The organism is Campylobacter concisus (assembly GCF_003048875.2).
GTDB classification, from domain to species: domain Bacteria; phylum Campylobacterota; class Campylobacteria; order Campylobacterales; family Campylobacteraceae; genus Campylobacter_A; species Campylobacter_A concisus_AU.
The window spans coordinates 921,715-947,417 of sequence record NZ_CP049264.1; the positions used below are offsets into that span (position 1 = coordinate 921,715).

Below are 25,703 nucleotides of genomic sequence, written 5' to 3' on the forward strand. Positions count from 1 at the left end.
TTATCTCCTTAGTTTTATTGTTATTTCACTTTGATTTGAGTTTTGATCAAGGCATTTTAAAGTGTGCTCGCCAAGAGTTAGATCTAGCCTTTTTTCGCTCGCGTTTTCTATCTTAGAAAAGTTCAAATCATCCACTTTCAGGTAAATTTCATTACCTAAAAACGCGTAGCATTTTAGCACAATTTGTGTTACATTTTCATCTGTCACGATCTCTTCGCCGTCATACGGATAGGCAAAGACTGGCTTTTTGTCTTTAAAAACTTCAGCGCAAGGGCTATTTTTGACCTCGTCTTTGTCTAAAAAGCCATTTTTTATCAAAAACTCAAGCTCCTCACCCCTTAAACTCTCGCACTTATCTTGCAGTTTAACTCCAACTATCCTATCATCAAGCGCAGTTTTTTTGCACGTTTCAAAACTAAAAGCATCAAGGCAGGTTGGCACTTTCTCAATGCCTTCTGGCTCGCTCATAAAGCTTAAATTTCTTTTTTGAGCGATGAGCTTAAACATATCAAAAACGATCTTTGAGACGTCATTTAGCCCAGTTAGTTTGTCGGTTTTTTCGGCGTTAAAGTTGCCCACCCAGACGGCTATTGTATAGTCCTCATCAACTCCTATGGCGTAAAGATCGCGTGAGTTTGCACTTGTGCCTGTTTTAAAGGCGATCTTTGGCGTGTTTTGCGCATATTGCCAAGCGTTTTTTAGATATGACCTAGAGGCCTCGCTCATCATTTTGGCGGTTAGATAAGCACTTTGAGGCGAGATGAGGGTTATATTTTTATCTTCATTTTTGTAGTTTTTGCCCGCAAACTCAAGCGGCCTATAAACCCCGCCATTTGCGTATATCGTATAAAGATGTGCAAGATCAAGCAGGCTCATCTCAGCGCTGCCTAAAACTATCGAAGAGCCGTAAAACTCCTTGTTTTCATCAACTAAATTTACCTTTTCAAGCAGTTCGTAAAGTGAGTTATCTTTTAGTTTTAAGTCTAAATTTATAACTGGGATATTGAGACTAAAATTTAGAGCGTCCTTTGCGCTTACAAGCCCCAAAAAGTCGTTACTAAAGTTCTTTGGCACATATTCATTCAGATAAATTTGTGTATCGATTAGCTGTGAGCTTGGCGTGATAAGCCCACTATCAAGCGCAAGCGAGTAGATAAAAGGCTTTAGCGTGCTGCCGGTGTTTCGCTTCATATTTAGGGCTGAGTTTTTGCCATCACGTGCGCGCTCATCGTGTGAGCCGATAAAGGCAACAACGCTCATTTTTTTGTTGTCGATGACCACGGCAGCGGCGTTGTTTGCATTTTTAGCCTTTAGCGAAAACATCGCATCTTTTAAAATTTTAAGCATATCTTTTTGTAAATTTAGATCCAAGCTCGCCTTTGAAATTTGGTTTTTAAAAGCGACATTTGCGTAGTCGCTGGCATTTACGACAGCCCTTATCCTTACATTTTTAAATGGCTCGGCTTGAGCCCTTTTAAATGCGCTAAGATCGATTAAATTTGCCTTATAAAGCATCTTTATGACCCTGTTTTTTAGCGCATTTATGTTTGAGACGCGGTCAAGTCTATTTTTATTTGGATTTTTAGGTATCGTGCTTAAAAGTGCCGCCTGAGCATAACTAAGCTCGTTTAGCTCCTTGCCAAAGTAAAAGAAGCTTGCCGCCTTTGCCCCCTCGATATTGCCACCATATGGGGCTAAATTTAGGTATAAATTTAAAATTTCATCCTTGCTAAAGTGAAGCTCTAACTGAAATGCCCTAAAAATTTCTTTTATCTTATTTTTATAGCTTCGATCACCAGGCTCAAGCATTCTTGCCACTTGCATCGTGATAGTGCTAGCGCCTATGCGGTTGTCGCTTCTTAGGTTGTGGAAAAATGCTCTAAAAATGGAGGCAAAATTTACGCCAAAATGGTAGTAAAAGTATCTATCTTCAAAGAGAACGACGCATTGTTTTAGCGAATTTGGGAAGCTTTGCTCATGAAATCTCCAAATTCCGTCGCTACTAAGCTTCATATTTATAATATTTCCATTTTTATCAAGTAAAATTTTGGCTTCGTCTTTTTTGAGTGCCTCTAAATTTAGTGGATAAATTTGATCAAGTATCAAAAAAATAGCGACCAATAGAGCCAAAAATAGGGCAAGGAATTTTAAAAATTTAAACTTTTTCATCGGCGTGATTATAGCTGTTAAAGTTTAAGTAGCTATAATTAGGCCTTTTTAAAAAAGAGGAAACAATGCCCTTATCTAGGTTAAACAAAGAACAATACACCGCCGCAACTGCGCCATTTGGACACAATCTCATCATCGCTTCAGCTGGCACTGGCAAGACTAGCACCATAGTCGCTCGCATCGCACATCTTTTAAATTTAGGCGTAAAGCCAGAGAAAATTTTGCTTCTAACATTTACCAACAAAGCAGCCAGCGAAATGATAGAGCGCTTAAATAGGTATTTTGACAAACAAATCACCTCCAAAATCACCGCAGGCACCTTCCACTCGGTCTCATTTTCGCTTTTAAAAAGCCTTGATAAAGGCGTCACGCTAAAGCAGCCAAGCGAGCTAAAGACGCTTTTAAAAAGTCTTGTTGAGAGGCGTAAATTTTACCATTTAAGCGACGTCAAGCCTTACGGCGGAGCCTATCTATACGACCTTTACTCGCTATTTCAAAACAGCGAACAAGGCACAACTTTTGGCAAATGGATAAGCCAAAAGAGCGAAGAGCAGGGCGTTTATGCTGAAATTTATGAAGATGTCTTAGAAGAGTTTGAAGCTGAAAAGGCTAAATTTGCCTACGCTGATTTTAACGATCTTCTCATAAAAATGCGCGACGAGCTAAAAAATGGAGCAAATTTAGCTTATGATGAAATTTTGATCGACGAGTATCAAGACACAAACACGCTTCAAGGCAGCCTCATAGACGCATTTAAGACAAAGAGCCTATTTTGCGTGGGCGATTTTGACCAGAGCATTTACGCATTTAACGGCGCAAATATCGAGATCATTGGCTCATTTAAAGATCGCTTCCCAAACGCAAACATCTACGCTTTAAATGTAAATTACCGCTCAAGCTCGAGCATACTTGCCCTTGCAAACAAGGTCATAAACAATAACCCAAGGCTTTATGAAAAGCACCTCACAGTTAGCCGCGAGGGGAATTTCAAGCCTCCAAGGCTGCTTGTCTATAACGAGCTTTTTGATCAGTATCAAAACATCGCCGACATCATCTCACTCTCGCCATTTAATAGAGAAAATATCGCCATAATTTTTAGAAATAACTCATCAGCTGATGGCATCGAAGTCGCGCTAAAAGAGCGAGGCATCGGCTCAAAGCGAAAGGGTGGAGTGAGCTTTTTTGAGAGCCGTGAGATCAAGGCACTCATCGACATCATGGGAATTTATGTCAATCCAAAAGATATAATGGCATTTATCCACATCTGCGAATACGCAAAGGGCGTTGGCAGCGCAGTTAGCAAAGAAATTTTTGACGCACTGCTCAAGCTTGGGCATGGAAATTTGATAAAAGGGATAGTTGAGCCAGATGAGAGCGTAAATATCTCATCAAACAAAAGGCGAAACTACCAGCTAGGCCTTTTTGACGACCTTGATGAATTTGCCGAAGTTTCGAGGTTTTCTAAGCTTGGCTTTAGCGATAAATTTCTGGGCCACCCTGTGCTAAAACTACAAAAGCTAAGCGAGAGTGGGGCGCAGTTTTTATATGAAATTTACAACTTTTTAAGAGGCATGAGAAATATCTCAAAGCCAGCCACGATGATAAATGAGATAAAAACTAGCAAAATTTACTCGTTAATCGTCGAAAACATCAGCACAAAAAGAGCGACCTTTAAAAACGGCAACGTCGATCTAGCTCTAAAAGAAGAGGTCAAAGAGCGCATAATGGCAAAGAGCGTGGTGCTAAGCGAGCTAGCTAAAAAGTATCAAGATATCAGTAAATTTTATAATTTTTTAGCCCTTGGAAGCAACGAGATGAGCGAAGGGCAGGGCGTTAGCTTGCTTAGCGTGCATGCGAGCAAGGGGCTTGAATTTGACCAAGTTTTTATCGTCGATCTCGCGCAAAATCGCTTTCCAAATTTAAAGCTAATGAGCATGGGTGGCAGCCTAGAAGAAGAGAGGCGGCTCTTTTACGTAGCAGTAACAAGGGCTAAAGACGAGCTTTATCTTAGCTATGCAAAATACGACAAGATAAAGAAGGTGACCTATCAGCCAAGTAGGTTTTTGATAGAGGCTGGCATGGCAAAAGAGGAAGCTTAAAGAGTGTTTACTCTTGTGAAGTAGAATTTACCAATTTTTTACAAAGAGAAGCGATGAAAAAATCTAAAATTTTAATAATCCTGCTTATTTTAGGCGTTGGCGGATACTTCGTCTATGATAAATTTTTTAAGGTAAAAGAAGAAGAGGTTGAGTTTATCACCAAAAAGGCAAAGAAGGGCTCATTTAGTAAAAAGGTCGATGCGACTGGAGAAATTTTCGCCACCGAGCTAATCGACGTTGGAGCTCAGGTGAGCGGTCAGATAAAAAAGCTATATGTTAAGCTCGGAGATCAGGTAAAAAAGGGCGATATGATCGCAAGTATCGATAGCTCGACCCAGCAAAATAGCATTGATAATAAAGAAGCTCAACTTGCCATCTACAAAGCCCAGCTAGAAAGCGCAAAAGTGGCTCTAAATATCGCCAAAACGCAGTTTGATAGAGAAAACGCACTATTTTCTAAAAACGCCACCTCAAAGCAAGAATTTGAAAGCGCAAAAAATACATATAGTGCAAACAGCGCCAAGATAAAGGAGCTTGAAGCGCAGATCAAGCAGACAAATATCGAGCTAAGCACCGCTAAGATAAATTTAGGCTACACAAAGATCACCGCTCCAAGAGACGGCACTGTTGTAAGCGTGCAGGTCGAGGAGGGTCAGACTGTAAATGCCAACCAAACTACGCCAACTATCGTAAATATCGCTGATCTTGGCCATGTAAAGATGAAGATGCAAATAGCAGAAGGCGACATCACAAAGATCAAAGTCGGCACGCCAGTTGAATACTCGATCCTCTCTGAGCCAACGAAGAAATTTCAAACGACTGTTAGCTCGATCGACCCGGGGCTTACTACGCTAAGTGATGGCAGCTACGGCTCAAGTAGCAGCAGTAAGTCTTCATACTCAAGTAGCTCAAACAGCAGCTCGGCGGTTTATTACTACGCGCAAAGCATCGTTGATAATAAAGATGGAATTTTAAGAATAGGCATGACCACACAAAACGAGCTTTTAATAGCAAACGTCGAGGGAGCCATCATCGTGCCAAGCATCGGCATCAAAAAAGATGAAAACGGCACTTTTGTCTATGTGCTAAAAGATGGCAAGCCAGTAAAAACAGCGGTCAAAACCGGCATAAAAGACAACCTTGATACGCAGATCATCAGCGGTATAAACGAGGGTGACGAGATCATCACATCTCAAGGCTCATCAAGCGAGATCGCTAAGATGATCGCAAAAGAACATAAGAAGTTTTAAGTGATAAGTCTAAAAAGCATCACCAAAAGCTTTAAGCTAGGCGATAATGAGATAGAGATCCTGCATGGCATAAATTTAGAGATAAAAAAGGGCGAATTTATAGCCATCATCGGTCAGTCTGGCTCTGGTAAATCAACCCTGATGAACATCCTTGGCTGCCTTGATAGCCCAAGTGGTGGGCAGTACCTACTGGACGGCAAAGATATATCAAAATTTGATAGCGACGCACTTGCCAAGCTTAGAAGGGATAAATTTGGCTTTATCTTTCAAAGATATAATCTGCTTAGCACGATGAATGCTCTTGAAAACGTAGCGCTACCAAGCATCTACGCAGGGGCAAACAAGAGCGAGCGAGAGAAAAGAGCTAATGAGCTTCTTGGCTCGCTTGGACTTAGTGAAAAAGCTAGAAATTTACCAAATAAACTCTCAGGCGGACAACAGCAAAGGGTCTCCATAGCAAGGGCGCTGATGAATGGCGGCGAGATCATTTTAGCAGACGAGCCAACTGGCGCTCTTGATAGCAAAAGTGGGCTAAGGGTGATGGAAATTTTAGTTGATCTTTACAAAAAAGGCCACACTATCATCATCGTCACGCACGACCCAAAGATCGCAGAGTATGCAAGCCGTGTGATCGAAATAAAAGATGGCAACATCGTAAGTGACAATGTAAAAAATAGTGAAATTTACGAGGCCGCAAAGCAAACCCAGCCAGAAAAGAGCAAATTTACCTACTATAAAGACCAGCTAATAGAGAGCTTTAAAATGTCGGTAAATGCGATGCTAGCGCACAAACTAAGATCGCTTTTAACGATGCTTGGCATTATAATTGGCATTACAGCGGTAATTAGCGTCGTTGCTCTTGGCAAAGGCTCACAGGAGCAAATTTTAGCTGGCATCAGAAAGATCGGCACAAACACGATCGACATCATGCCTGGTAAAGGCTTTGGCGATATGCTCTCAGGCAAGGTCAAAACGCTCTCCATAAGCGACGCAAACATGCTTGCCAAGCAGTCCTTTCTAGACTCAGTCACGCCAAATACAAGCACCTCAGGCGTGCTAACTTATGAAAATATCTCGCTAAGTGCGAGCTTAAAAGGTGGCGGGGTAGGGAGCTTTGACGTAAATGGGCTAAAGCTAGAAGAGGGCAGAATTTACGATGATGATGAGGTTTTAAACTCTGATTCAGTCGCACTAATCGATCAAAACACCAAAAATAGCATCTTTAAAAATGATGATCCTATCGGCAAGATCATACTTTTTAACAAAAAGCCACTTCGCATTATCGGCGTTTTGCAAAAGGATGATTTTAAGATGGGCGACTCAAGCACGCTTAAAATTTACGCCCCGTACACGACTGTGCTAAACAAGGTCACAGGGGATAAATTTATAAGCTCGGTCACCGCCAAAGTAAATGAAGGTGTCAATGCGCAAATCGCCGAAAAAACACTAACCGAGCTTTTAGAGATCAAGCACGGCAAAAAGGACTTTTTTACAAGAAACTCAGACAGCATCAAGCAAACGATCGAAGAGACCATCTCGACCATGCGCCTGCTCATCTCAAGCATCGCCGTCGTCTCACTCGTAGTTGGGGGCATAGGCGTCATGAACATCATGCTAGTCTCAGTCACCGAGCGCACCAAAGAGATAGGCATAAAAATGGCGATCGGAGCTAGACAGAGCAACATCTTGCAGCAGTTTTTGATAGAGGCCGTGCTACTTTGCCTAATTGGCGGAGCCATCGGCATCGTCCTATCCTACGCGATCGGCTACATCTTTAACAACTTCTTAAACGGCTTTAGCATGATCTTTTCAAACGGCTCGATCGTGCTTGCACTTGTCACGTCGATGGCTATTGGCATCATCTTTGGCTACATGCCTGCTAAAAACGCCTCAAAACTAAATCCAATAGATGCGCTTTCAAGGGAGTAATATGAAATTTCTAAGCTTAGCTTTAGTGCTCGTTTTAAGCGGCTGCGCTGTTAAAAATATAGATGAAAACTATAAGCAAATTTTACTTGAAGATAATGCAAGCCGTGAGCTAAATTTAGACACTTCTTGGTGGAAGCAGTATGAGCAAAGCTACCTTGATGAGCTTGTAGAACTTGCGCTTAAAAACAACACCGACCTTGCAAAAGCTGCGATAAATGTAAATAAAGCGCTCGCTCAAGCTGGCGTTTTGCAGGCAAATTTGATCCCTAGCTTTAACGCTGGCATCGAGGCAACAAGTAGCAAAAACATAAAAGAGGGCGGTGCGGTCACTAGAAGTTTTGGCTCAAGCATAGGGCTTAGCTACGAGCTTGATCTTTGGCAAAAGCTAGCAAACAGCAAAGACGCAGCGATGTTTGAAGCAAGGGCTACTAAATTTGATCTGGAGGCTGGCAAACTAAGCGTCATAAACTCAGTAGCAGATGCCTATTTTCAAATTTTATATCTAAACGAGAGCATAAAAACCTATAAGCAAATTTTAGAAATTTATAACAAACTAAATGAGATAGTTGGGCTTAAATTTAAGCTTGGCAAAGAGGAGGCGCTAAGCCTAAAACAGATAAACTCGCAGCTCTTAAGCGCTCAAAATAAGATAGAAAGTGCCAAAAAAGAGCTAGTGAGTGCTAAAAAAACGCTTAGGATTTTGCTAAATGAGAAGCCAGAATTTGAGCTTAAATTTGAAGGCCTCACGCTAAGCCCAGTTAAAAGAGTGGGCGTTGATCTGGATGTGCCAACAAGCGCCATAGCAAACCGCCCTGATCTAAAAGCGGCCATTTACCGCATAGAAGAGGGCATCTTAAACTACAAAGCGAGCCAAAAAGAGTTTTATCCAAGCATCACACTAGGAGCCAGCCTCAAAAGCAGCACCGACAAAAAAGAGGAAGCCTTTAGTCTTAAATTTCTAAATGGCAACATAGCTCTGAATTTGCCATTTTTAAACTACCACAAGCTAAAGTCAAATTTAAAAGTTAGCGAGGCAAATTTCGAGCTTGCAAAGTTAAACTACATAAGCGCTCTAAATAGCGCATTAAACGAGATAGACGCATTTTACAAAGGCTACCTTAACGACGAAGCACTACTTGCTAACTACCAAGAGCAGATAAAAAACTACGAGGAAATTTCAAAAATTTACGATCTAAAATACTCCTACGGCAAGGTTGAGCTAAAAGAGTTTTTAGAGGCTAAAAACAGCGAGCTAGAGGCTAAAATAGGGCTTTTAAAAGCAAAATACACGCTTTTACAAGATGAGCTAAATATCTACAAAGCCATGGCAGGCAAATTTAATAGGTAAATTTATGATCTCAGCTTGGGACTACGAGGCAAAAGCATGCAGCAGTGATGGCAAATTTAGCGCCAAATTTGAAGGCTGTGAGGTCGCTATGGGCGCTCCAACCCTTGGTGAGCTAAGGCTTTTTATAAATAGCGAGCACTGTTTAAATTTAAAAAATAAATTTTCAAACCACGCAAAAAGACTATTAAATTTGGATCAAAATTTAGTTAAAGATGACGATGCGCTTCAAATTTTACTTAGCGAAAGGGCGACTGCTTGCTTTTTATTTTCAGACGACTCCAAATTTCTAGCTTTTTCTGAATGGACGGCAGATAAAATGCAGATCGTAAAGGTAGTACGCCTAGCTGATATGAGCATAAAAACCGTCGGAAAGCCAAAAAGAGTAGTGGAATTTCTCTCATTTAATGATGGCTTGCTTGAAATTTTAGACTCGCCGATCTTTATGCCAAAAAACTACACACTAGATATCCGCACGCTTTTTGAGGATAAAATTTAATTACGCACTTTAGCTTGAAAATAGTTTTAATGCGTGTTTTCACAACAAATTTAACTACTTTTAGTTTTAAGTTGCCTTTGAATGGCAAATTTAACTCTTTACTCCAAAATTTAACCCACAAGATCAATATTTGGCGCACAAAAACAGATATCACGCATTTATTCTATTCTATGCTACTCTTAAATTTAACACACAAGATCGCCTTATTAGCTTTTTATAAAAAAATCGCTTTGGATTAAATTTGCATCCAAAAATGCCATCTAGCGAGCGCTTTATTTACATTTATCGTCGCTTTTGCAAGGTCGGTGCTCTGCGTTTAAAAGCAAGAACCACAAACTTCAAAGATAGCTCTTGCTCACATTTTCAAAATAGGGTAGATCAAATTTTAAGTTATATATAAGATAAATGTAAATTTCACAATTTTTGAAAAGTGTAAAATTTAACTAATTTTCTTACAAATATTTTTACGCCAAATTTAATGGATAAATTTAGATCACACAAAAGATAAAATGCAAAACATAGCCAAATCTAGCCATTTAAAACTTGTAAAAGAGCAGAATAAAGATTTTAAAATATCAATTTGAAAATTACAGTTTTCAATACAAAATATATAAAATACCTTGCGTTTTACCTTTTGTCATATTTTGGCATTGCAATTATGGTTGATTTTAAATTTGTTTTTATGCTTGGCGACTTGAACTTGAAATGGTTAAATTTTCAAGTTTGGTTCAAAAGCAAAACTTGCATTTGAAAAATCAAATAAACAGATGTTCTTTGTGCCTGTCAAATTGCAATGAGTAAATTTGCGGATTTTTTATAAAACTTACCTTTGATGTTTCTTTGGGTGGTCAAAAAACAGAGCTTTTGCACTGCCCTCTTTTAGCTCTTTAAATTTACATTCAAACTCAATGCAAAAAATGCCTGAAGTTGGGATATTGTCAATCGATGAGTCACTTAGATATTCGCAAATTTCAGTTATGCTTGGATTGTGCGTGATGATGAAAATTTCATCTAAACTTTTGTCTAAATTTCTTACGAACTCCAAAAGATCCTCAAAGCTTATGTCGTAAAGCTCGTCCTTTATCTCTATGGATTTTTCTTTAAATTTTAAAGTTTTAGCGATGATTTTTGCTGTTTGCTCACATCTTTTAGCGCTGCTTGAAAAGATAGCTCCTGGCATCACATAATACATTTTTAGCCTGCTAGCCATAAATTTAGCGTCCTCTTTGCCTTTTGGACTAAGCTCTCTTAAAGCGTCTTTTGCGCCATCTTTGTTCTCATCAACTGCTTTTGCGTGCCTTATGAAGTAAATTTTGCTCATGATCTCTCCTTTGAGAAATTCTTTATCCAACTAAGCTCTTCCTCGCTAAATCCAGCCTTTAAGCGGTCTTTTTCGTTGATCTCTCTCATACTTTTAAATGAATTTGGATATAAATTTAATATGATGTCAAAGTAGCTTTTCTCATCGACGCCCTCTTTTTTGCAGGCAAATTTAAACCACTTATCACCCTTATAAACGTGAGAGACTTCCTCTTTTAAGATGACTTTTAGGCACTCTATGAGCTCTTCTTGCCCGCCCTCAGCTTCTAGTCTTTTGATGATGTGAGCGTTTGCATCAAGCCCGTTTGCCTCCATATATCTTGGCAGTAGCGCCATGCGGCTAGTAAGCCTATCTGAAGTCTTTTGAAGTGCGATAAAAAGGCCGTCATGCACGCTTAGCTCGCCATATCTGCCGCCCTGCTTTGTGAGTAAATTTTCTATCATGCAAAAGTGCCTGATCTCATCCTCAGCTACCTCCAGCCAGTCCTCGTAAAACTCTCTTGGCAGCCCTCTAAATCTATAACAAGCATCAAGCGCGATGTCGATAGCGCTAAATTCGATGTGAGCAACCGAGTGGATAAAATTTAGGTTTTTATCTTTTGGCTTTACCTTTTTGTTTAGCTCTTTCATGCTAACAACGTCGCAAAATTTAGCGTAGCATGGGGTAGTTAGCTCATTTGGAGCAGAAATTTCGTCAAAACAAATATCTAAATTTGATCTAAATTTCTCGTAAAATAGCTCAAATTTTAAAAATTTAAGCCCCACGTCGCCTTCGTTTAAAATGTCCCAGATCTCATCAAAAAATCTCATCTGCTCTCTTTAAGTAAAATTTAGCATACAAACAGCCAATGCCCCAGCCTATAAAGTGCGCGTACCATGCGACATTTATGCCCATAAGTAGCGGCAAAAAGCTCATGGCAACAACGATGGCAAAGTAGCCAAACCACGCCTTTTTATCAGAGTATAGCACTGAGGTCGCCAGCATGCCAAAGAGCATACACAAAGCGCCGCTTGCACCGACTAAATTTATAAATTTCTCATTTTCAAATGCAAAATATATATAAATAAAGCTTAAAATTTGCGTCAAAACGCCGCCAACAATATAAAAAATGATAAATTTTTTCGTGCCAAGATATAGCTCGCTCATCGTGCCAACTTGATATAAAAAGAGCATATTCATGAGCAGGTGAGCTGTGCCTGCGTGCATAAAGATAGATGTGAGGGGCTGAAATATATAGAGTTTTTCTAAAAAATATATGTTTAAGCCAAGCGCAAGCCATAGCTCACGCGAGTGCAGAAAGGTGAGACTAAAAAATGCAGCTAAATTTAAAAGGATAAGCGCAAATGTAGCTGGGCTACTTAGCTTTGCCATATCCAGCAAATCTGTTTGCCGCTAGGCAGCTAGCGTTTGAGCACCTTACAACGTAGCTATTTATCTCTTTGTCGCCCTTTAGATGCGTGTTTTTTTGTTTTAAATTCATATAGCTGTGGATGATCCTGCCGCCAGAGTTGTGGATAAATTTCACCGTCTCGTCTGGAAGTATGGCTGTCACGATACCAACGTGAGTGACGTTTTTCTTATCTTTATTTTTTTGTATGCCTTTGCCAAGGGTGTTTGAAAAGAAGATAAGATCGCCTTTTTTGGGATTTTTATGAGTGATTAAATTTTGGCTTTCATAGAAGTTATAGATGGCTTTTGACTTCCTGCCGCCCTTGCTGTAGTAGTTATTGATAGTTTTTTCATCAAAATACATATTTTTATATTTTGCATTTACTATAGATACAAAGCCTGAGCAGTCGCCCCCTGCTCTAGTGTTTAAGTATTTTTTAAAAAATGAACCAAATTCTTTATCTGCTCTGCCGTCATCTTCGTCTAAAAGCTCACCAGAAGTTTGTCTGCTAAAGTCACTATTTGTAGAGGCGGTTTGATTGTAGTCATTTTGTGGGATTTTAGGCTCATTTGAGGTGAAAGAACAACCTGTAAAAAGTGCAACGCATAGTGCAAAAAATATTCTTTTATTTATTAAACTTAACATATTTTTATCCAAAATAATTAATTTTCGTAATTTTAACTCTTAAATGTAAATAAAGCGAAAATAGCGCCCTGTTTTCTTTACTCTAAGTTTAAAAACAATATAATCGGCAAAAAATATATTTTCTTAAGGCAAAAAATAATGATGCACTATCTAAAAATAGAAGGCAATGCCAAATTAAGCGGCGAAGTAAAGATCAGCGGAGCCAAAAATGCCGCCCTACCTATCATCGCCCTAACCCTACTTGCTAAAAATAAGATAAATTTAACAAATATCCCAAATGTCGCTGACATAAAGACGCTTTGCCAGTTGCTAGTTAATCTTGGGGCAAAGTGCGAATTTAAAGATGAAAACTCACTAAGTATCGACACGAGCAGCGTAAATTCGACCACGGCAAACTACGATATCGTTAGAAAGATGCGCGCTTCTATCTTGACGCTTGGTCCGCTTCTAGCGCGCTTTGGACACTGCGAAGTGAGCCTTCCTGGTGGCTGTGCGATCGGACAAAGGCCAATAGATTTGCACCTAAGCGCACTTGAGAAAATGGGCGCAAATATCGAGATAAAGCAAGGCTATGTCGTCGCAACCGCGCCAAATGGCCTAAAAGGCGCAAAGATAGTTTTTGATAAGATCACCGTAACTGGCAGCGAAAATATCATCATGGCAGCAGCCTTAGCGCATGGCACGACAGAGCTTTTTAACGTCGCACTTGAGCCTGAAGTGGTGCAAATTTGTGAAATTTTAGCAAGAAGTGGCGTTAAGATCGAAGGCATAGGCACGAGCGAGCTAAAGATCACTGGTAGCGGTCAAAAACTGCTTGAAATTTGCGATATCGAGGTCATCCCAGATAGGATCGAAGCTGGTACATACCTTTGCGCTGGAGCTATCACAAATAGTAAAATTTCAGTCACAAAGGCAAATGCTGCGCACATGACAGCCATTTTAAATAAATTTGAAGAGATGGGCTTTGGCATCGAAATAGACGGCGATAAGATCACGATTTTGCCGACAAATGAGATAAAACCAGTCGAGATAAGAACGACTGAATATCCAGGCTTTCCAACCGATATGCAGGCTCAGTTTATGGCACTTTGTCTTGCAGCAAATGGCGTTAGCACGATAGATGAGAGGCTTTTTGAAAACCGCTTTATGCATGTTAGCGAGCTAGCTAGAATGGGTGCTGATATCCGCTTAAATGGTCACATCGCAAGCGTTTATGCTCCTGCAAATTTAAATGCAGCTGATGTCATGGCGACTGACCTTAGAGCAAGCTCAGCGCTGATACTAGCCGCTCTTATCGCAAATGGCGAGAGTTTGGTGCATAGAATTTACCATCTTGATAGAGGTTATGAGAGGCTGGAGGAGAAATTTAAAAGCCTTGGGGCAAAAATAGTTAGGCTTGAGGAGTAAAAATGCTAGTAAATGATGCACTAGAGGCTTTAAAAGCTAAATTTAAACCAAAAAATGAGAGCGAAATTTTACCTATCAGCGAGGCTCTTGGTAAGACCTTAGCAAATGACGTGATAGCGGTCAAAGACCTGCCCTGCTTTGATAACTCAGCGCTTGATGGATTTGCTGTTAAATTTGATGAGAAAGATAAACCTTATAAGATAATCGCAAGTGCCTTTGCAGGCGATAAAGAGCAGCTAGCTATCGGCAAAAACGAGTGCGTGAAGATAATGACTGGTGCAAAGATGCCAAAGGGCTCTGACACGGTCATGAGGTTTGAAGACTGCGTGGTTGAGGGCGAGTTTGTAAAAGCGCCAGCTAAGCTTAAAAAAGGCGAAGCTTACCGCTTTAAAGGCGAAGAGACAAAAGTTGGTGAAATTTTACTAAAAAGTGGCGAAATTTTAAGCACAAGAAGTGTGATGATGCTAGCAGCTCAGGGCATAAGCTTTATAGATGTGAAAAAGCAGCCTAGTGTTGGAATTTACTCAAGTGGCAACGAAATCATCGAGCCTTGGCAAAGAGCTAGCGAGGATGAAATTTACAATGCAAACGCACTTGGCATCACCGCACTTTTAAGCTCAATCGGCCAAAAAAGCTCATATCTTGGTATCATAAAAGATGAGCTAAATGCTGTAAAACAGGCGTTTTTAAACGCTGCAAACTACGACATCGTTATCTGCTCTGGTGGAGCAAGCGCTGGTGAGGCCGACTTTATGAAGATAGCCCTAAGTGAGCTTGGATATAGCGAAATTTTCTCGCATCTTGACATAAGGCCTGGCAGACCTTGTAAGGCTTATGAAAAAGATGGCAGACTTGTTTTTATCTTGCCTGGCAACCCTATGGCTGCTTATCTTTGCACGATGATGCTTGTTTTGCCACTTCTAAAAAGCGAGTGTTTTGTGACGCAAAAAGCTATAAATAGCGAAAATTTAAAGGTAAAATCAGGCAGAGCAAATGCGGTTTTTGGCAATGTAGCTGATGGCAAATTTGTAGCAACTGACGGCGGAAAATATGGCTCAGGCATGATAAACCATATATTAAAGAGTGATTTTGTGTTGATAACTAGCCCTGATCAAGGTGAAATTTTACAAAATAGTGAAATTTCACTTATAAAACTTCCATAATCCTTGACAAATGAAAAACAATCTGATAAAATGCGGACTTCATTTTGATTGCGGGAATAGCTCAGGGGTAGAGCACAACCTTGCCAAGGTTGGGGTCGCGAGTTCGAATCTCGTTTCCCGCTCCATCTTTTTTATACTCATTTTTTTGTTTTCCACAAAACTTTTTGCAAATGAAGTCAGCATCTATCCGATGTATTGCGTTGTAAATGATCAAATTTCACTTAGTACTTTTGGCTTTGAAGGCGAAGACAATGAAATTTTAAACCTAGAGGGCAAAAGAGCTGCCAAGATAGATAGTAAAAAACTCTATGAAATTCTAACAGCAAATTTTAAAACATATAATGACAAAAGTGGTGGTAGCGTGGCTTTTGTGAAAAACTGCTCTATAATGGATGAAATTCAGATGCAATTTCTAAGAGAGATCAGCAACGAGTACCCAGGCATCAGCGTGAGTGATCTTAGTATCAGTCCGCAAAACAAACTCCCTGCAAATTTTAAAGACTTAGTTTTTAAAAATATATTTTTAAGCGATCAAAATAGCCAAAAAGGCGTTTTTAGAGTCTCTTTTGAGGATGTTGATCTAAGTTTAAAGAGCCTTTACTTTAAATTTAGCTTTAATGCCAAAATGCCAGTTTTTATAGCTATAAATTCAATGAATACAAACCACATTTTAAGCCTGCTTGACTATCAACCAACGATGATCGAGTTTAGCAAATGGCCGCGTGACGCACTCTTTGGACTTAGCGCCTCAACGCTTGTCACAAAAGTGCAGATAAGAAGCGGAGAAATTTTAACCAAACGTCAGTTTAACGCCATAAGTTTAGTCAAAAAAGGTCAAATGCTAAATGCAGTTTTAAGCGAGGGTGGTGTCAAGATAATAGCCGAAGTAAAGGCGCTTGAGGATGGAAATTTAGGCGATATGATAAAGATAAGAACAAGAGAAAATAAAATTTTACAGGCCACGGTTTCAGGCAAAGATGAGGCAGTTATCAGATGAAAAAGGTAGTTTTTGCAGCCACTGGAGCAAGCGGGGCTGGGCTTTTTCTAAAGCTAGTAAATGCCGCCAAAGATAGCTGTGAGGCGCATGTCATAGTTAGTAAAAATGCCATGAAAGTTTTAGAGGCTGAAGAAAATTTGAGGCTAAATTTAAATGATCTTGGCGTAAAAATTTATGATGATTTGGATCTTAGCGCTGGTCCAGCATCTGGCTCATTTGGCACGGATGCTATGATCATAGCGCCCTGCTCTACCAACACGCTAGCAAAGGTCGCAAACGGCATAAGCGACACACTCATCACAAGGGCCGCAAGTGTCGCGCTAAAAGAGAGGCAAACCCTAGTTTTGGGCGTTAGAGAGATGCCGTTTTCTGCGATCGCGCTCTCTCAGATGCAGCTACTCTCATCTCTTGGAGCTACCATCGCTCCGCCAGTTTTAGGCTACTACGCAGGCATAAAGAGCCTTTCTGATATGGAAAATTTCATCATCGGCAAGTGGCTTGATGCCTTAAAAATCGAAAATAATCTTTACAAAAGGTGGCAAATTTGAAAAAATCTTGCATCTATCCAGGGACCTTTGACCCCATAACAAACGGCCATTTAGACGTTATCATAAGAGCTACAAAAATTTTTGACAAAGTAATCGTCGCAGTTGCAAAAAGTGACAGCAAACAGCCGATGTTTGACCATAAAAAACGCATAGAGATGGCAAAAGAGGCAGTTTGCGAGCTTGGCAATGTAAGCGTGCTAGGTTTTGACAACCTACTTGTTGATTTTGCAAAATCACACGACATAAACACCGTAATCAGGGGTCTTCGAGCGGTTAGTGACTTTGAGTATGAGCTACAAATAGGCTACGCAAACGCTGCACTTTGGGATGAATTTGAGACGGTTTATCTTATGCCAAGCTTAAATAACGCCTTCATCTCAAGCTCGATCGTCCGCTCAGTCTTGCGCCACGACGGCGACGTGAGCAACCTAGTGCCAGCAAAAATTCTAAAAAATTTAAAGGCGTAAAATGTATGTTTTGTTTGAAGGCATTGACGGCGTTGGCAAGAGTACGCAGATAGAAATTTTAGCTTCTAAATTTAGCGATGCCATCGTCACAAAAGAGCCTGGTGGCACAAAGCTTGGTGAAAATTTACGTGAAATTTTACTAAGCTCAAGCATAAAAATAGGCAAAAGAGCTGAAATTTTACTCTTTTTGGCTGACAGGGCTGAGCATTTTGAAAAGCTGGTTGCTCCAAATTTGGGTAAGCTCATTTTAAGCGACAGAGGCTTTATCTCGGGCATTGCCTACGCTTTGGCAAATGATGAAAACTTAGATGAAAACGTGCTTTTAGAGCTTAATAAATTTGCACTAAATGATAAATTTGCAGATAAGATAGTCTTTTTTGAAGCAAGCCATGAGCTAATAAGCTCACGCTTAAAAACAAGAGGCACAAGCGATAAGATCGAAGCTCGTGGGCTAGAGTATCTTTTAAAAGTGCAAAGCCTGATGAAGCAAATTCTTATCAAAAATGGCTTTGAAACACTTTTTATAGACGCGTCTAAAAGCATAGAGCTAATTTCAAAAGAGATAGAAAATTTTATAAATTTTAAGTAAAATCACAAAAAAATAAAAAAAGGATAATGCGATGATAACGGCACTTCGTGGCATGAAAGATATGCTTCCAGCTCGCGCAAAACTTTACGCACAGATAATAAAAACCTGCGAGGAAGTCGCAAAAAACTACGGATATGAGCAAATTTTGACCCCGCACCTCGAGGAGACGGCGCTTTTTAAAAGAAGTGTCGGCGAGAGTAGCGACATCGTGGGCAAGGAGATGTATCAGTTTGAAGACAAAGCCGGCAACGACGTTTGCTTGCGTCCTGAGGGCACAGCTGGCGTGGTTAGAGCCTTTATCGAGGCAAAACTTGACAGGGCAAATGTGACAAAACGCTGCTTTTACCATGGCTCGATGTTTCGCTACGAGCGCCCACAAAAAGGCCGCTTAAGGGAGTTTCACCAGTTTGGCTGTGAGTGCTTTGGCGAGGGCAGCGTCTATGAAGATGCGAGCATTATCTTAATGGTGAGTGAAATTTTTAACAGACTAAATATCAAAACAACCCTAAAAATAAACTCACTTGGCGACGAGAGCTCAATGAAGTCTTACAAAGAAAAACTTGTTAAATTTCTAGATGAAAATGACGATAAAATTTGCGAGGACTGCAAAAGACGCAAGCTTTTAAACCCTATCCGCGTGCTTGACTGCAAGGTTGAGAGCTGCCAAGAAATTTATAAAAATGCTCCAGTGATCACTGATAGCTTAAGCGATGAGGCGCAGGCTGATTTTGCAAAACTGCAAGAAATTTTAACGGCAAATGGCGTTAAATTTGAGATAGACACCAAGCTCGTTCGTGGGCTAGACTACTACTGCAAGACGGCGTTTGAATTTATCAGCAACGAGATCGGCTCACAAAGCGCAGTCGCAGGCGGAGGCAGATACGACAGGCTCGTTGAATATCTTGGCGGTAGAGCAAGTTACGGTGTTGGCTTTGCGATGGGCGTTGAGAGGATAATGGAAATTTTAGGTGAAGCTGGGGATGAGCGAGAGGGAGTTTATCTTTGCGCGCTTGATGCGGCGAATGTTGATTTTATATATAATCTTGGCTCAAAACTTCGCAAAAAATATCAGGTTGAAATTTCTTATGAAGCTAAAAAACTTCAAAAACATCTGCAAAATGCCGACAATAAAAATGCAAAAATTTTCCTTTGCGTGGGCGAAAATGAGATGAAAGAGAATAAAATTTGGTATAAAAATTTAGAGACCAAAAACGAAAAAACGATAAATTTAGATGAGCTTGAAAAGGAGCTGGGATGAATGATTTTGGACTTAGCATTTGGGGTAATTCAAATTTTGTGATAGAAGATGGCAAAGTCTGCATAAACGAAGCTAGCAAGCCAGCGATCATCGACATCGTAAAAGAGATAAGAGACGATGGCTATAGAGGGCCGCTACTGCTTCGCTTTCCGCACCTTATCCAAAAGCAGATCGAGCAGATCCACGCAAGCTTTGCAAAGGCAAAGAAAGAATTTGCCTACAAAGGCAGCTTTAACGCCGTTTTCCCGCTCAAGGTCAATCAATATCCTGGCTTTGTAAAAAACCTAGTTCGCCTTGGCAAACCCTACAACTACGGCCTTGAGGCTGGTAGCAAGGCTGAGCTACTTCTAACTATGGCTTATAACAACGACAAAGCGCCTATAACAGTAAATGGCTTTAAAGATAAAGAGATGATAAACATAGGCTTTATCGCCGCTGAAATGGGGCATAACATCACACTAACGATCGAGGGCTTAAACGAGCTTGAAGCGATAATCGCCATCGCAAAAGAGCGTTTTAAACCAAAACCAAAGATCGGACTTAGGGTAAGACTGCACTCGACAGGCTCAGGACTCTGGGCAAAAAGTGGAGGCATACACTCTAAATTTGGCCTAACATCAACCGAGCTAATAGAAGCTGTAAAGATGCTAAAAAAGGCAAATTTACTTGAAAACTTCACAATGATACACTTTCACATCGGCTCTCAAATAAGCGAGATCCATCCGCTCAAAAAAGCACTCATCGAGGCTGGCAACATCTACGCTGAGCTTAGAAAAATGGGCGCCACAAATTTAAAAGCTATAAATTTAGGCGGCGGACTTGCGATCGAGTACTCGCAGTTTAAAGAGGAGAGCAGCAGAAACTATACGCTAAACGAATACGCAAACGACGTTGTTTATATGCTTAAAACCATAAGCGAGCAAAAAAAGGAGATAGAGCCAGATATTTTCATAGAGTCAGGTCGCTATATAGCCGCTTCTCACGCACTTTTGGTCGCTCCTGTGCTTGAACTATTTTCTCAAGAATACACCGAAGAGAAGCTAAATTTAAAGAAAAACAATCCAAATTTAATAACCGAGCTAGTTGATCTTTACAAGTCAATAAAGCCTTCAAACGCCCTAGAGTACCTGCACGACGCCATCCACCACACTGAGAGCATCCTCACGCTTTTTGATCTAGGTTATGTCGATCTGCAAGATAGATCAAACGCAGAGGTGCTTTTAAGGCTCATTAGCAAAAAAGCTGTCGTGATGCTTGGCAACAAGAGCAACTCAAGCGATCTAACTAAAATTCAAAAAGAAGTTCAAGAGAGATACCTGCTAAATTTCTCGATCTTTCAAAGCTTGCCAGACTTTTGGGGACTAAAGCAAAATTTCCCTATCATGCCACTTGACAGGCTCGATGAGCGCCCTACTTTGCCAGCTTCGATCTGGGATATCACTTGCGATAGCGACGGCGAGATCAGCTATGATGACGAGAAAAACCCACTACTTTTGCACGATGTGGATGTGGAGAAGGAGGATTATTTCTTGGGATTTTTCCTAGTTGGCGCATATCAAGAGGTGATCGGCATGAAGCATAACCTCTTTACTCATCCGACAGAAGCTACCGTGGAGATAACAAGCGATGGCTACAAGATCACAAATTTACTAGAGAGCCAGTCAATCCTTGATATCATGGAGGACATGGACTACGATATCTACGAGATCCAAGACACTCTAAATGAGCGCTTAGAAAAATCAACTCTGATAAACGAAACACAAAAGAAGCAAATTTTGGGCGAACTTTATCTATTTTTAAATGACAATAGCTACTTAAAGACAATCAACTAAAAAGGACAAAAATGCAACTAGCAAACAGAATGCAAACATTAAGCGAGTCAATCACAATCGCGATCAGCACAAAAGCCAAAGAGATGAAGGCTGCTGGCATCGACGTGATCTCGCTTTCAGCTGGTGAGCCTGACTTTATGACTCCAAAAAAGATAAGAGAAACTGTAAAAAACGCACTTGATAACGATAGCAAAAGCGGCAAATACACGCCAGTACCAGGTTTGCCTGAGGTCATAGAGGCCATTAGAGCAAAGCTAAAAAGAGATAACGGACTTGACTACAAAGCAAATCAAATCGTCACAAACATCGGCGCAAAGCACTCACTTTTTAATGTATTTCAAGCGCTTATCAACCCAGGCGACGAGGTCATCATCCCATCTCCATACTGGGTGAGCTACCCAGAGATCGTTAAATTTTGTGGCGGCGTGCCTGTCTTTATCGAGGCGGACGAGAGCACAAATTTCAAAGTCACAGCCGAGCAGCTAAAAAAAGCGATCACACCAAAAACAAAAGTCTTTTCACTAAATCACCCGACAAACCCAACTGGAGCCGTATATACAAAAGAGGAGATCGCGGCATTTGGCGAGGTTTTAAAGGGTACTGACATCATCATCACAAGCGATGAAATTTATGAAAAAGTGATCTACGGCAAGAAATTTCACGCAGTAGCCTCAGTGAGCGAGGATCTTTTCAAAAGAACGGTCACGATAAATGGCCTAAGCAAGTGTGGAGCGATGCCTGGCTGGAGATTTGGCTATATCGCAAGCTCGATGGACTGGCTAATTGCTGGCATCAAAAAGCTTCAAAGCCAAAGCACAAGCAACATTAGCTCGATCGTGCAAATAGGCGCTATCCCGTCACTTCTAGGCGAAACTGATGACGATATCGAAAACATGAGAAAAGAGTATGAAAAAAGACGCGACGTGGCAGTTGAGATGATAAACGCTATCGCTGGGCTAAGCGTAGTTAAGCCTGATGGCGCGTTTTATCTATTTGTAAAATGCAAAGAGGTAGATAGTGACTCACTTAGATTTTGCAAAAAAATGCTTGAAGAGGCGAACGTAGCGACCGTGCCAGGTGTGGGCTTTGGTATGGAGGGATACTTTAGAATTTCTTTTGCGACAGACATCGAGAGCATAAAAAAAGCGATCGAAAGGATCGCAAATTTTGTAAAAAGCTACAAAATTTAATGATCAAATTCAGTGTAAATGGCAAAAATTTCGAGCTTGAAAATGATATAAATGTTTATGAATTTTTAGCTCAAAATGGCTATGAACTTAAACTTATAGCCCTTGAGCGAGACGGAGAAATTTTGCCAAAAAAGCTTTGGCATGAGCGCTTCATGAGTGAGGGCAAAGCTTATGAGATCGTCACTTTAGTTGGCGGTGGATGAGGAGAAAATGATAGAAATTGTATTAAATGGCGCAAAATTTAAGGTGCCAGTAAAAAGCCTTAGCGAGTTAAAAGAGCTTGCGCTTGGCGATAAAGAGAGTGAAATTTATAAATTTTTAGAGAAATTTAACGCAACAAAGCCAGATATTTTTATCGTTGATGGCTTTGCTATAAAAGAAGATAGCGAGCTAAAAGATGGCTCAAACGTCGTATTTATAAGGCGTGGCGTGATGCCTGAGCGTGAAGTTTTACGCGCGATGATCGCCTCACGAAACAGCCCTGAGCTAAATTTAGCCCTAAGTAAAGCGGTGATCGGCGTGGCTGGACTTGGCGGCCTTGGCTCAAACATCGCGCTAAGCCTAGCTAGAGTTGGAGTAAAAAAGCTAGTGCTTGCCGACTTTGACGTCGTGGAGCCAAGCAACCTAAACCGCCAGCAGTATTTTGTCCGCCACATCGGCTTAAAAAAGACGCAGGCGCTTAAAGAGCTGATAAATGACGTCAATCCCTTTGTCGAGGTCGAAACTCACGATATATTTTTAGATGAAAAAAATGTAGCTAGCGTCTTTGGCGAGTGCGAAATTTTATGCGAAGCCTTTGACAACGTCGCTGGCAAGGCGATGATACTAAACGAAGCTGGCGCAAGCCTAAAAGATAAAAAGATCATCGGCGCCTCTGGCATGGCTGGATACTTTAGCTCAAATCTCATAAAAACCATAAAATTTGCCAAAAATGTCTATCTTTGCGGCGACCTCACAAATGAGGCGAAGATCGGTCAAGGGCTCATGGCGCCGCGCGTCGCAGTCTGCGCAAATCACGAGGCAAATTTGGTCATTAGACTGCTTATGGGCTTGGAGGCGTAAGTGCAAAATGATAGTTTGATCCTTGGCGGCAAGGAGTTTCAAAGCCGCTTTATCCTTGGCTCTGGCAAGTACTCGCACGAGCTCATCGACTCAGCCATAAATGAGGCTGGCGCGCAGATCCTAACCCTTGCTCTTAGGCGCATAAACGAGAGCAAAGAGCGAAATATACTTGACTTTATCCCAAAAGGCGTGACGCTCTTGCCAAACACAAGTGGCGCTAGAAACGCCAAAGAGGCCGTTCGTATCGCCCAGCTCGCACGTGAGCTTGGGTGTGGGGAGCTTGTTAAGATAGAGATCATCACTGACTCTAAATTTCTCTTTCCAGACAACGCTGAGACGATAAAAGCGTGCGAGGCGCTGGCAAATGACGGCTTTGTGCCGATGCCATATATGTTTCCAGATCTAAATGCTGCAAGAGCGATGCTAAGTGCGGGAGCAAGCTGCATAATGCCTCTAGCTGCACCTATTGGCTCAAACCAAGGGCTAGTTTTTAAAGATATCATTGAGATTTTGATAAATGAGCTTGATACGCAGATCATAGTTGATGCAGGCATCGGCAGGCCATCACAAGCGTGCGAAGCTATGGAGATGGGAGCGGCTGCTATCATGGCAAACACCGCCATCGCCTCATCTAAAAATATCCCGCTCATGGCAAGAGCCTTTAAAGAGGCCATCATCGCTGGTCGAAACGCCTATCTAGCAGGGCTTGGCGCAAAGAGCAAAAGCGCAAATGCCTCATCTCCGCTCACTGGATTTTTAGACTGATGAAATTTACAAGAACCGACCACATGCAGCTGTTACCTCACATGCAGGATGTTGGCAGCGACATTATGGATGAAATTTTAAAAGAGCGAGCTAGCTACAAACCAGAAATTTACAGCGAAGCGGACGTAAAAGCAGCTCTTAATGCAAAGCACTGCTCGCTTGAAAATTTAAAAGCCCTGCTCTCGCCTGCTGCAGCGCCATTTTTAGAGCAAATAGCCCAGCTAGCTCAAGCAAAGACAAGGGCAAATTTTGGCTCAAACATCACGCTTTTTACACCGCTTTACATAGCAAACTACTGCGATAATCTCTGCGTTTATTGCGGTTTTAACGCCAATAATAAAATAAAAAGGGCAAAGCTAAGCGACGAGGAGATCACAAGGGAGCTAAGAGAAATTTCAAAGAGTGGCTTGGAGGAGATTTTGATCCTAACTGGCGAGAGTGAGACTAACTCAAGTGTCGCTTACATCGCAAACGCCTGCGCTTTGGCAAAGAAATTTTTTAAAGTCGTTGGAGTTGAAATTTACCCGCTAAACTCTGAGGACTACGCCCTGCTTCACAAAAGTGGCGCAGACTACGTGACCGTCTTTCAAGAGACCTACAATCCCACAAAATACGAAAAAATCCACCTTGGCGGCAATAAAAGAATTTTTCCATACCGCTTAAATGCGCAAGAGCGAGCGCTTCTTGGAGGCATGAGAGGAGTTGGCTTTGCCGCACTTCTTGGTATAGATGACTTTAGACTTGACGCCTTTGCGACCGCACTTCACGCAAGCTTAGTTCAAAAAAAGTATCCGCACGCCGAGATCGCATTTTCATGCCCAAGACTTCGCCCTATCATCAACAACGACCGCATCAATCCCCGTGACGTGGGCGAGCACGAGCTTTTACAAGTGATCTGCGCTTATAGAATTTTCATGCCAACAGCTAGCATAACGATCTCAACTAGAGAAAAGGCAAAATTTCGCGACAACGCCGTAAAGATCGCCACAAATAAGATAAGTGCTGGCGTAAAAGTAAGCATCGGCGCTCACGGCGAAGAGAAAAAGGGCGACGAGCAGTTCGAGATAAGCGACAGCAGAAGCGTGGATGAGATAAAAGCAATGATAAAAGTAAACGGCCTAGAGCCCTTGATGAGCGAGTATGTCTATGTTTAAAATTCTCTGCGTGGCCGACTTTGAAAGCTATGAGGGCGATGACTTTTTAAAGAGGATACAGCTACTTTGCAAGGCTGGCGTGGATGAAATTTTGCTTCGTGCAAAAAGGCTAGACGAGACTGATTTTTACGATCTTGCTAGGGTTGTGGCTCAAATTTGTGAAAACTACCGCAAGAAATTTATCATTAATCAATTTTTTGACGTAGCTTGCAAGCTAAAGAGCGACTTTTGGCTCACTTCGGCGCAGCTTGATTTTTTTAAAAATCACAGCATTTTTTTAGAAGAATTTAGAAAAACAGCTAAAATTTACGCCCCAGCTCACGACCTAGAGCAGGCTAAAATTTCAGCCTCTATCGCTGACGTGCTCGTTGCTTCTCATATATTTGCCACCTCTTGCAAGGCAGGCTTAGAGCCAAAAGGGCTAAATTTTATAAGTGAGCTAAAAAGCTTAGATAAAGAAATTTACGCACTTGGCGGACTAGATAGCGGGAACTACAAAGAGGCCATAAAAGCAGGCGCAAGCGGAATTTGCTTTATGAGCTTAGCAATGAACGGCGATATGGAGCTTATAAAAAAGATAGTAGAGAGCAAAAACGAGCAATTTTAGCTTTATTTGCATAAAAT

Annotated in this window: 24 protein-coding genes and 1 tRNA gene; 20 read left to right on the forward strand and 5 right to left on the reverse strand. The window is 41.1% G+C overall.

Annotated features, from left to right (window positions below; translation table 11 throughout):
- Complete coding sequence (gene pbpC, locus CVT07_RS04640) at positions 1 to 2,169, reverse strand: penicillin-binding protein 1C (RefSeq protein ID WP_107936705.1); 2,169 nt, start codon at positions 2,167 to 2,169, stop codon at positions 1 to 3.
- Between the two features lie 65 nt (positions 2,170 to 2,234).
- Between pbpC and CVT07_RS04645 the strand changes: the two genes are divergently transcribed.
- Genes CVT07_RS04645 through CVT07_RS04665 form a run of 5 tightly spaced genes read left to right on the forward strand, consistent with a single transcriptional unit; the run spans position 2,235 to position 9,291 of the window.
- Positions 2,235 to 4,268 carry an ATP-dependent helicase gene (locus tag CVT07_RS04645; RefSeq protein ID WP_107936703.1) on the forward strand — a complete coding sequence of 678 codons (2,034 nt, stop codon included), beginning with the start codon at positions 2,235 to 2,237 and terminating at the stop codon, positions 4,266 to 4,268.
- 53 nt (positions 4,269 to 4,321) lie between these two features.
- Complete coding sequence (locus tag CVT07_RS04650; protein ID WP_107936701.1) at positions 4,322 to 5,518, forward strand: efflux RND transporter periplasmic adaptor subunit; 1,197 nt, start codon at positions 4,322 to 4,324, stop codon at positions 5,516 to 5,518.
- Positions 5,519 to 7,447, forward strand: a complete 1,929-nt coding sequence (locus tag CVT07_RS04655; RefSeq protein WP_107936699.1) for a MacB family efflux pump subunit — start codon at positions 5,519 to 5,521, stop codon at positions 7,445 to 7,447.
- A gap of 1 nt (position 7,448) precedes the next feature.
- The gene (locus tag CVT07_RS04660; protein WP_107936697.1) at positions 7,449 to 8,795 is read left to right on the forward strand and encodes a TolC family protein; all 1,347 of its coding nucleotides are present in this window, start codon (positions 7,449 to 7,451) and stop codon (positions 8,793 to 8,795) included.
- Between the two features lie 4 nt (positions 8,796 to 8,799).
- Positions 8,800 to 9,291 (forward strand): flagellar protein, encoded by a 492-nt coding sequence (locus tag CVT07_RS04665; protein ID WP_107936695.1) that lies wholly within the window; start codon positions 8,800 to 8,802, stop codon positions 9,289 to 9,291.
- 823 nt (positions 9,292 to 10,114) lie between these two features.
- Here the strand turns inward: CVT07_RS04665 and CVT07_RS04670 are convergent.
- Genes CVT07_RS04670 through CVT07_RS04685 form a run of 4 tightly spaced genes read right to left on the reverse strand, consistent with a single transcriptional unit; the run spans position 10,115 to position 12,647 of the window.
- A complete protein-coding gene (locus CVT07_RS04670; protein ID WP_107936693.1) occupies positions 10,115 to 10,612 on the reverse strand; it encodes a SixA phosphatase family protein in 498 nt (165 codons plus the stop codon).
- Positions 10,609 to 11,421, reverse strand: coding sequence for a ferritin-like domain-containing protein (locus CVT07_RS04675; protein WP_107936691.1), 813 nt, complete (start codon positions 11,419 to 11,421; stop codon positions 10,609 to 10,611). Before CVT07_RS04675 ends, CVT07_RS04670 begins: the two co-directional genes overlap by 4 nt.
- A complete protein-coding gene (locus tag CVT07_RS04680) occupies positions 11,408 to 11,983 on the reverse strand; it encodes a rhomboid family intramembrane serine protease (RefSeq protein WP_107936689.1) in 576 nt (191 codons plus the stop codon). Before CVT07_RS04680 ends, CVT07_RS04675 begins: the two co-directional genes overlap by 14 nt.
- Positions 11,967 to 12,647, reverse strand: coding sequence for an NlpC/P60 family protein (locus tag CVT07_RS04685; protein ID WP_103603274.1), 681 nt, complete (start codon positions 12,645 to 12,647; stop codon positions 11,967 to 11,969). The genes CVT07_RS04680 and CVT07_RS04685 overlap by 17 nt, the downstream gene beginning before the upstream one ends.
- 138 nt (positions 12,648 to 12,785) lie before the next feature.
- Between CVT07_RS04685 and murA the strand changes: the two genes are divergently transcribed.
- From murA to CVT07_RS04760, 15 genes are all read left to right on the forward strand, one after another.
- The gene (murA, locus tag CVT07_RS04690; protein ID WP_002939452.1) at positions 12,786 to 14,054 is read left to right on the forward strand and encodes a UDP-N-acetylglucosamine 1-carboxyvinyltransferase; all 1,269 of its coding nucleotides are present in this window, start codon (positions 12,786 to 12,788) and stop codon (positions 14,052 to 14,054) included.
- Between the two features lie 2 nt (positions 14,055 to 14,056).
- Positions 14,057 to 15,217 (forward strand): molybdopterin molybdotransferase MoeA, encoded by a 1,161-nt coding sequence (locus CVT07_RS04695; RefSeq protein ID WP_107936687.1) that lies wholly within the window; start codon positions 14,057 to 14,059, stop codon positions 15,215 to 15,217.
- A gap of 50 nt (positions 15,218 to 15,267) precedes the next feature.
- Positions 15,268 to 15,342 (forward strand) — tRNA-Gly (locus CVT07_RS04700).
- A gap of 20 nt (positions 15,343 to 15,362) precedes the next feature.
- Positions 15,363 to 16,214: a flagellar basal body P-ring formation chaperone FlgA gene (gene flgA, locus CVT07_RS04705; protein WP_196375757.1), complete on the forward strand. Its 852-nt coding sequence runs from the start codon at positions 15,363 to 15,365 to the stop codon at positions 16,212 to 16,214.
- Entirely contained in the window at positions 16,211 to 16,762 is a 552-nt protein-coding gene (locus CVT07_RS04710) for a UbiX family flavin prenyltransferase (RefSeq protein WP_107936683.1), read from the forward strand. The genes flgA and CVT07_RS04710 overlap by 4 nt, the downstream gene beginning before the upstream one ends.
- Positions 16,759 to 17,229 carry a pantetheine-phosphate adenylyltransferase gene (coaD, locus tag CVT07_RS04715; RefSeq protein WP_107936681.1) on the forward strand — a complete coding sequence of 157 codons (471 nt, stop codon included), beginning with the start codon at positions 16,759 to 16,761 and terminating at the stop codon, positions 17,227 to 17,229. The genes CVT07_RS04710 and coaD overlap by 4 nt, the downstream gene beginning before the upstream one ends.
- A 1-nt stretch (position 17,230) precedes the next feature.
- Positions 17,231 to 17,818, forward strand: a complete 588-nt coding sequence (gene tmk, locus CVT07_RS04720) for a dTMP kinase (protein WP_107936679.1) — start codon at positions 17,231 to 17,233, stop codon at positions 17,816 to 17,818.
- Between the two features lie 31 nt (positions 17,819 to 17,849).
- Entirely contained in the window at positions 17,850 to 19,076 is a 1,227-nt protein-coding gene (gene hisS, locus CVT07_RS04725; RefSeq protein WP_107936677.1) for a histidine--tRNA ligase, read from the forward strand.
- Positions 19,073 to 20,908 carry a biosynthetic arginine decarboxylase gene (gene speA, locus CVT07_RS04730; protein WP_103558040.1) on the forward strand — a complete coding sequence of 612 codons (1,836 nt, stop codon included), beginning with the start codon at positions 19,073 to 19,075 and terminating at the stop codon, positions 20,906 to 20,908. Before hisS ends, speA begins: the two co-directional genes overlap by 4 nt.
- An 11-nt stretch (positions 20,909 to 20,919) precedes the next feature.
- Positions 20,920 to 22,098 (forward strand): pyridoxal phosphate-dependent aminotransferase, encoded by a 1,179-nt coding sequence (locus tag CVT07_RS04735; protein WP_107936675.1) that lies wholly within the window; start codon positions 20,920 to 20,922, stop codon positions 22,096 to 22,098.
- Positions 22,098 to 22,301: a sulfur carrier protein ThiS gene (gene thiS / locus CVT07_RS04740; RefSeq protein WP_107936673.1), complete on the forward strand. Its 204-nt coding sequence runs from the start codon at positions 22,098 to 22,100 to the stop codon at positions 22,299 to 22,301. The genes CVT07_RS04735 and thiS overlap by 1 nt, the downstream gene beginning before the upstream one ends.
- 7 nt (positions 22,302 to 22,308) lie before the next feature.
- On the forward strand, positions 22,309 to 23,160 hold the full coding sequence (gene thiF / locus CVT07_RS04745; RefSeq protein ID WP_107916757.1) for a sulfur carrier protein ThiS adenylyltransferase ThiF: 852 nt from the start codon (positions 22,309 to 22,311) through the stop codon (positions 23,158 to 23,160).
- Positions 23,161 to 23,925, forward strand: a complete 765-nt coding sequence (locus CVT07_RS04750) for a thiazole synthase (RefSeq protein WP_103568848.1) — start codon at positions 23,161 to 23,163, stop codon at positions 23,923 to 23,925.
- Positions 23,925 to 25,079: a 2-iminoacetate synthase ThiH gene (gene thiH / locus CVT07_RS04755; RefSeq protein ID WP_107936671.1), complete on the forward strand. Its 1,155-nt coding sequence runs from the start codon at positions 23,925 to 23,927 to the stop codon at positions 25,077 to 25,079. The genes CVT07_RS04750 and thiH overlap by 1 nt, the downstream gene beginning before the upstream one ends.
- Positions 25,072 to 25,686, forward strand: coding sequence for a thiamine phosphate synthase (locus tag CVT07_RS04760; protein ID WP_107936669.1), 615 nt, complete (start codon positions 25,072 to 25,074; stop codon positions 25,684 to 25,686). The genes thiH and CVT07_RS04760 overlap by 8 nt, the downstream gene beginning before the upstream one ends.
- The last annotated feature ends 17 nt before the right edge of the window (positions 25,687 to 25,703 follow it).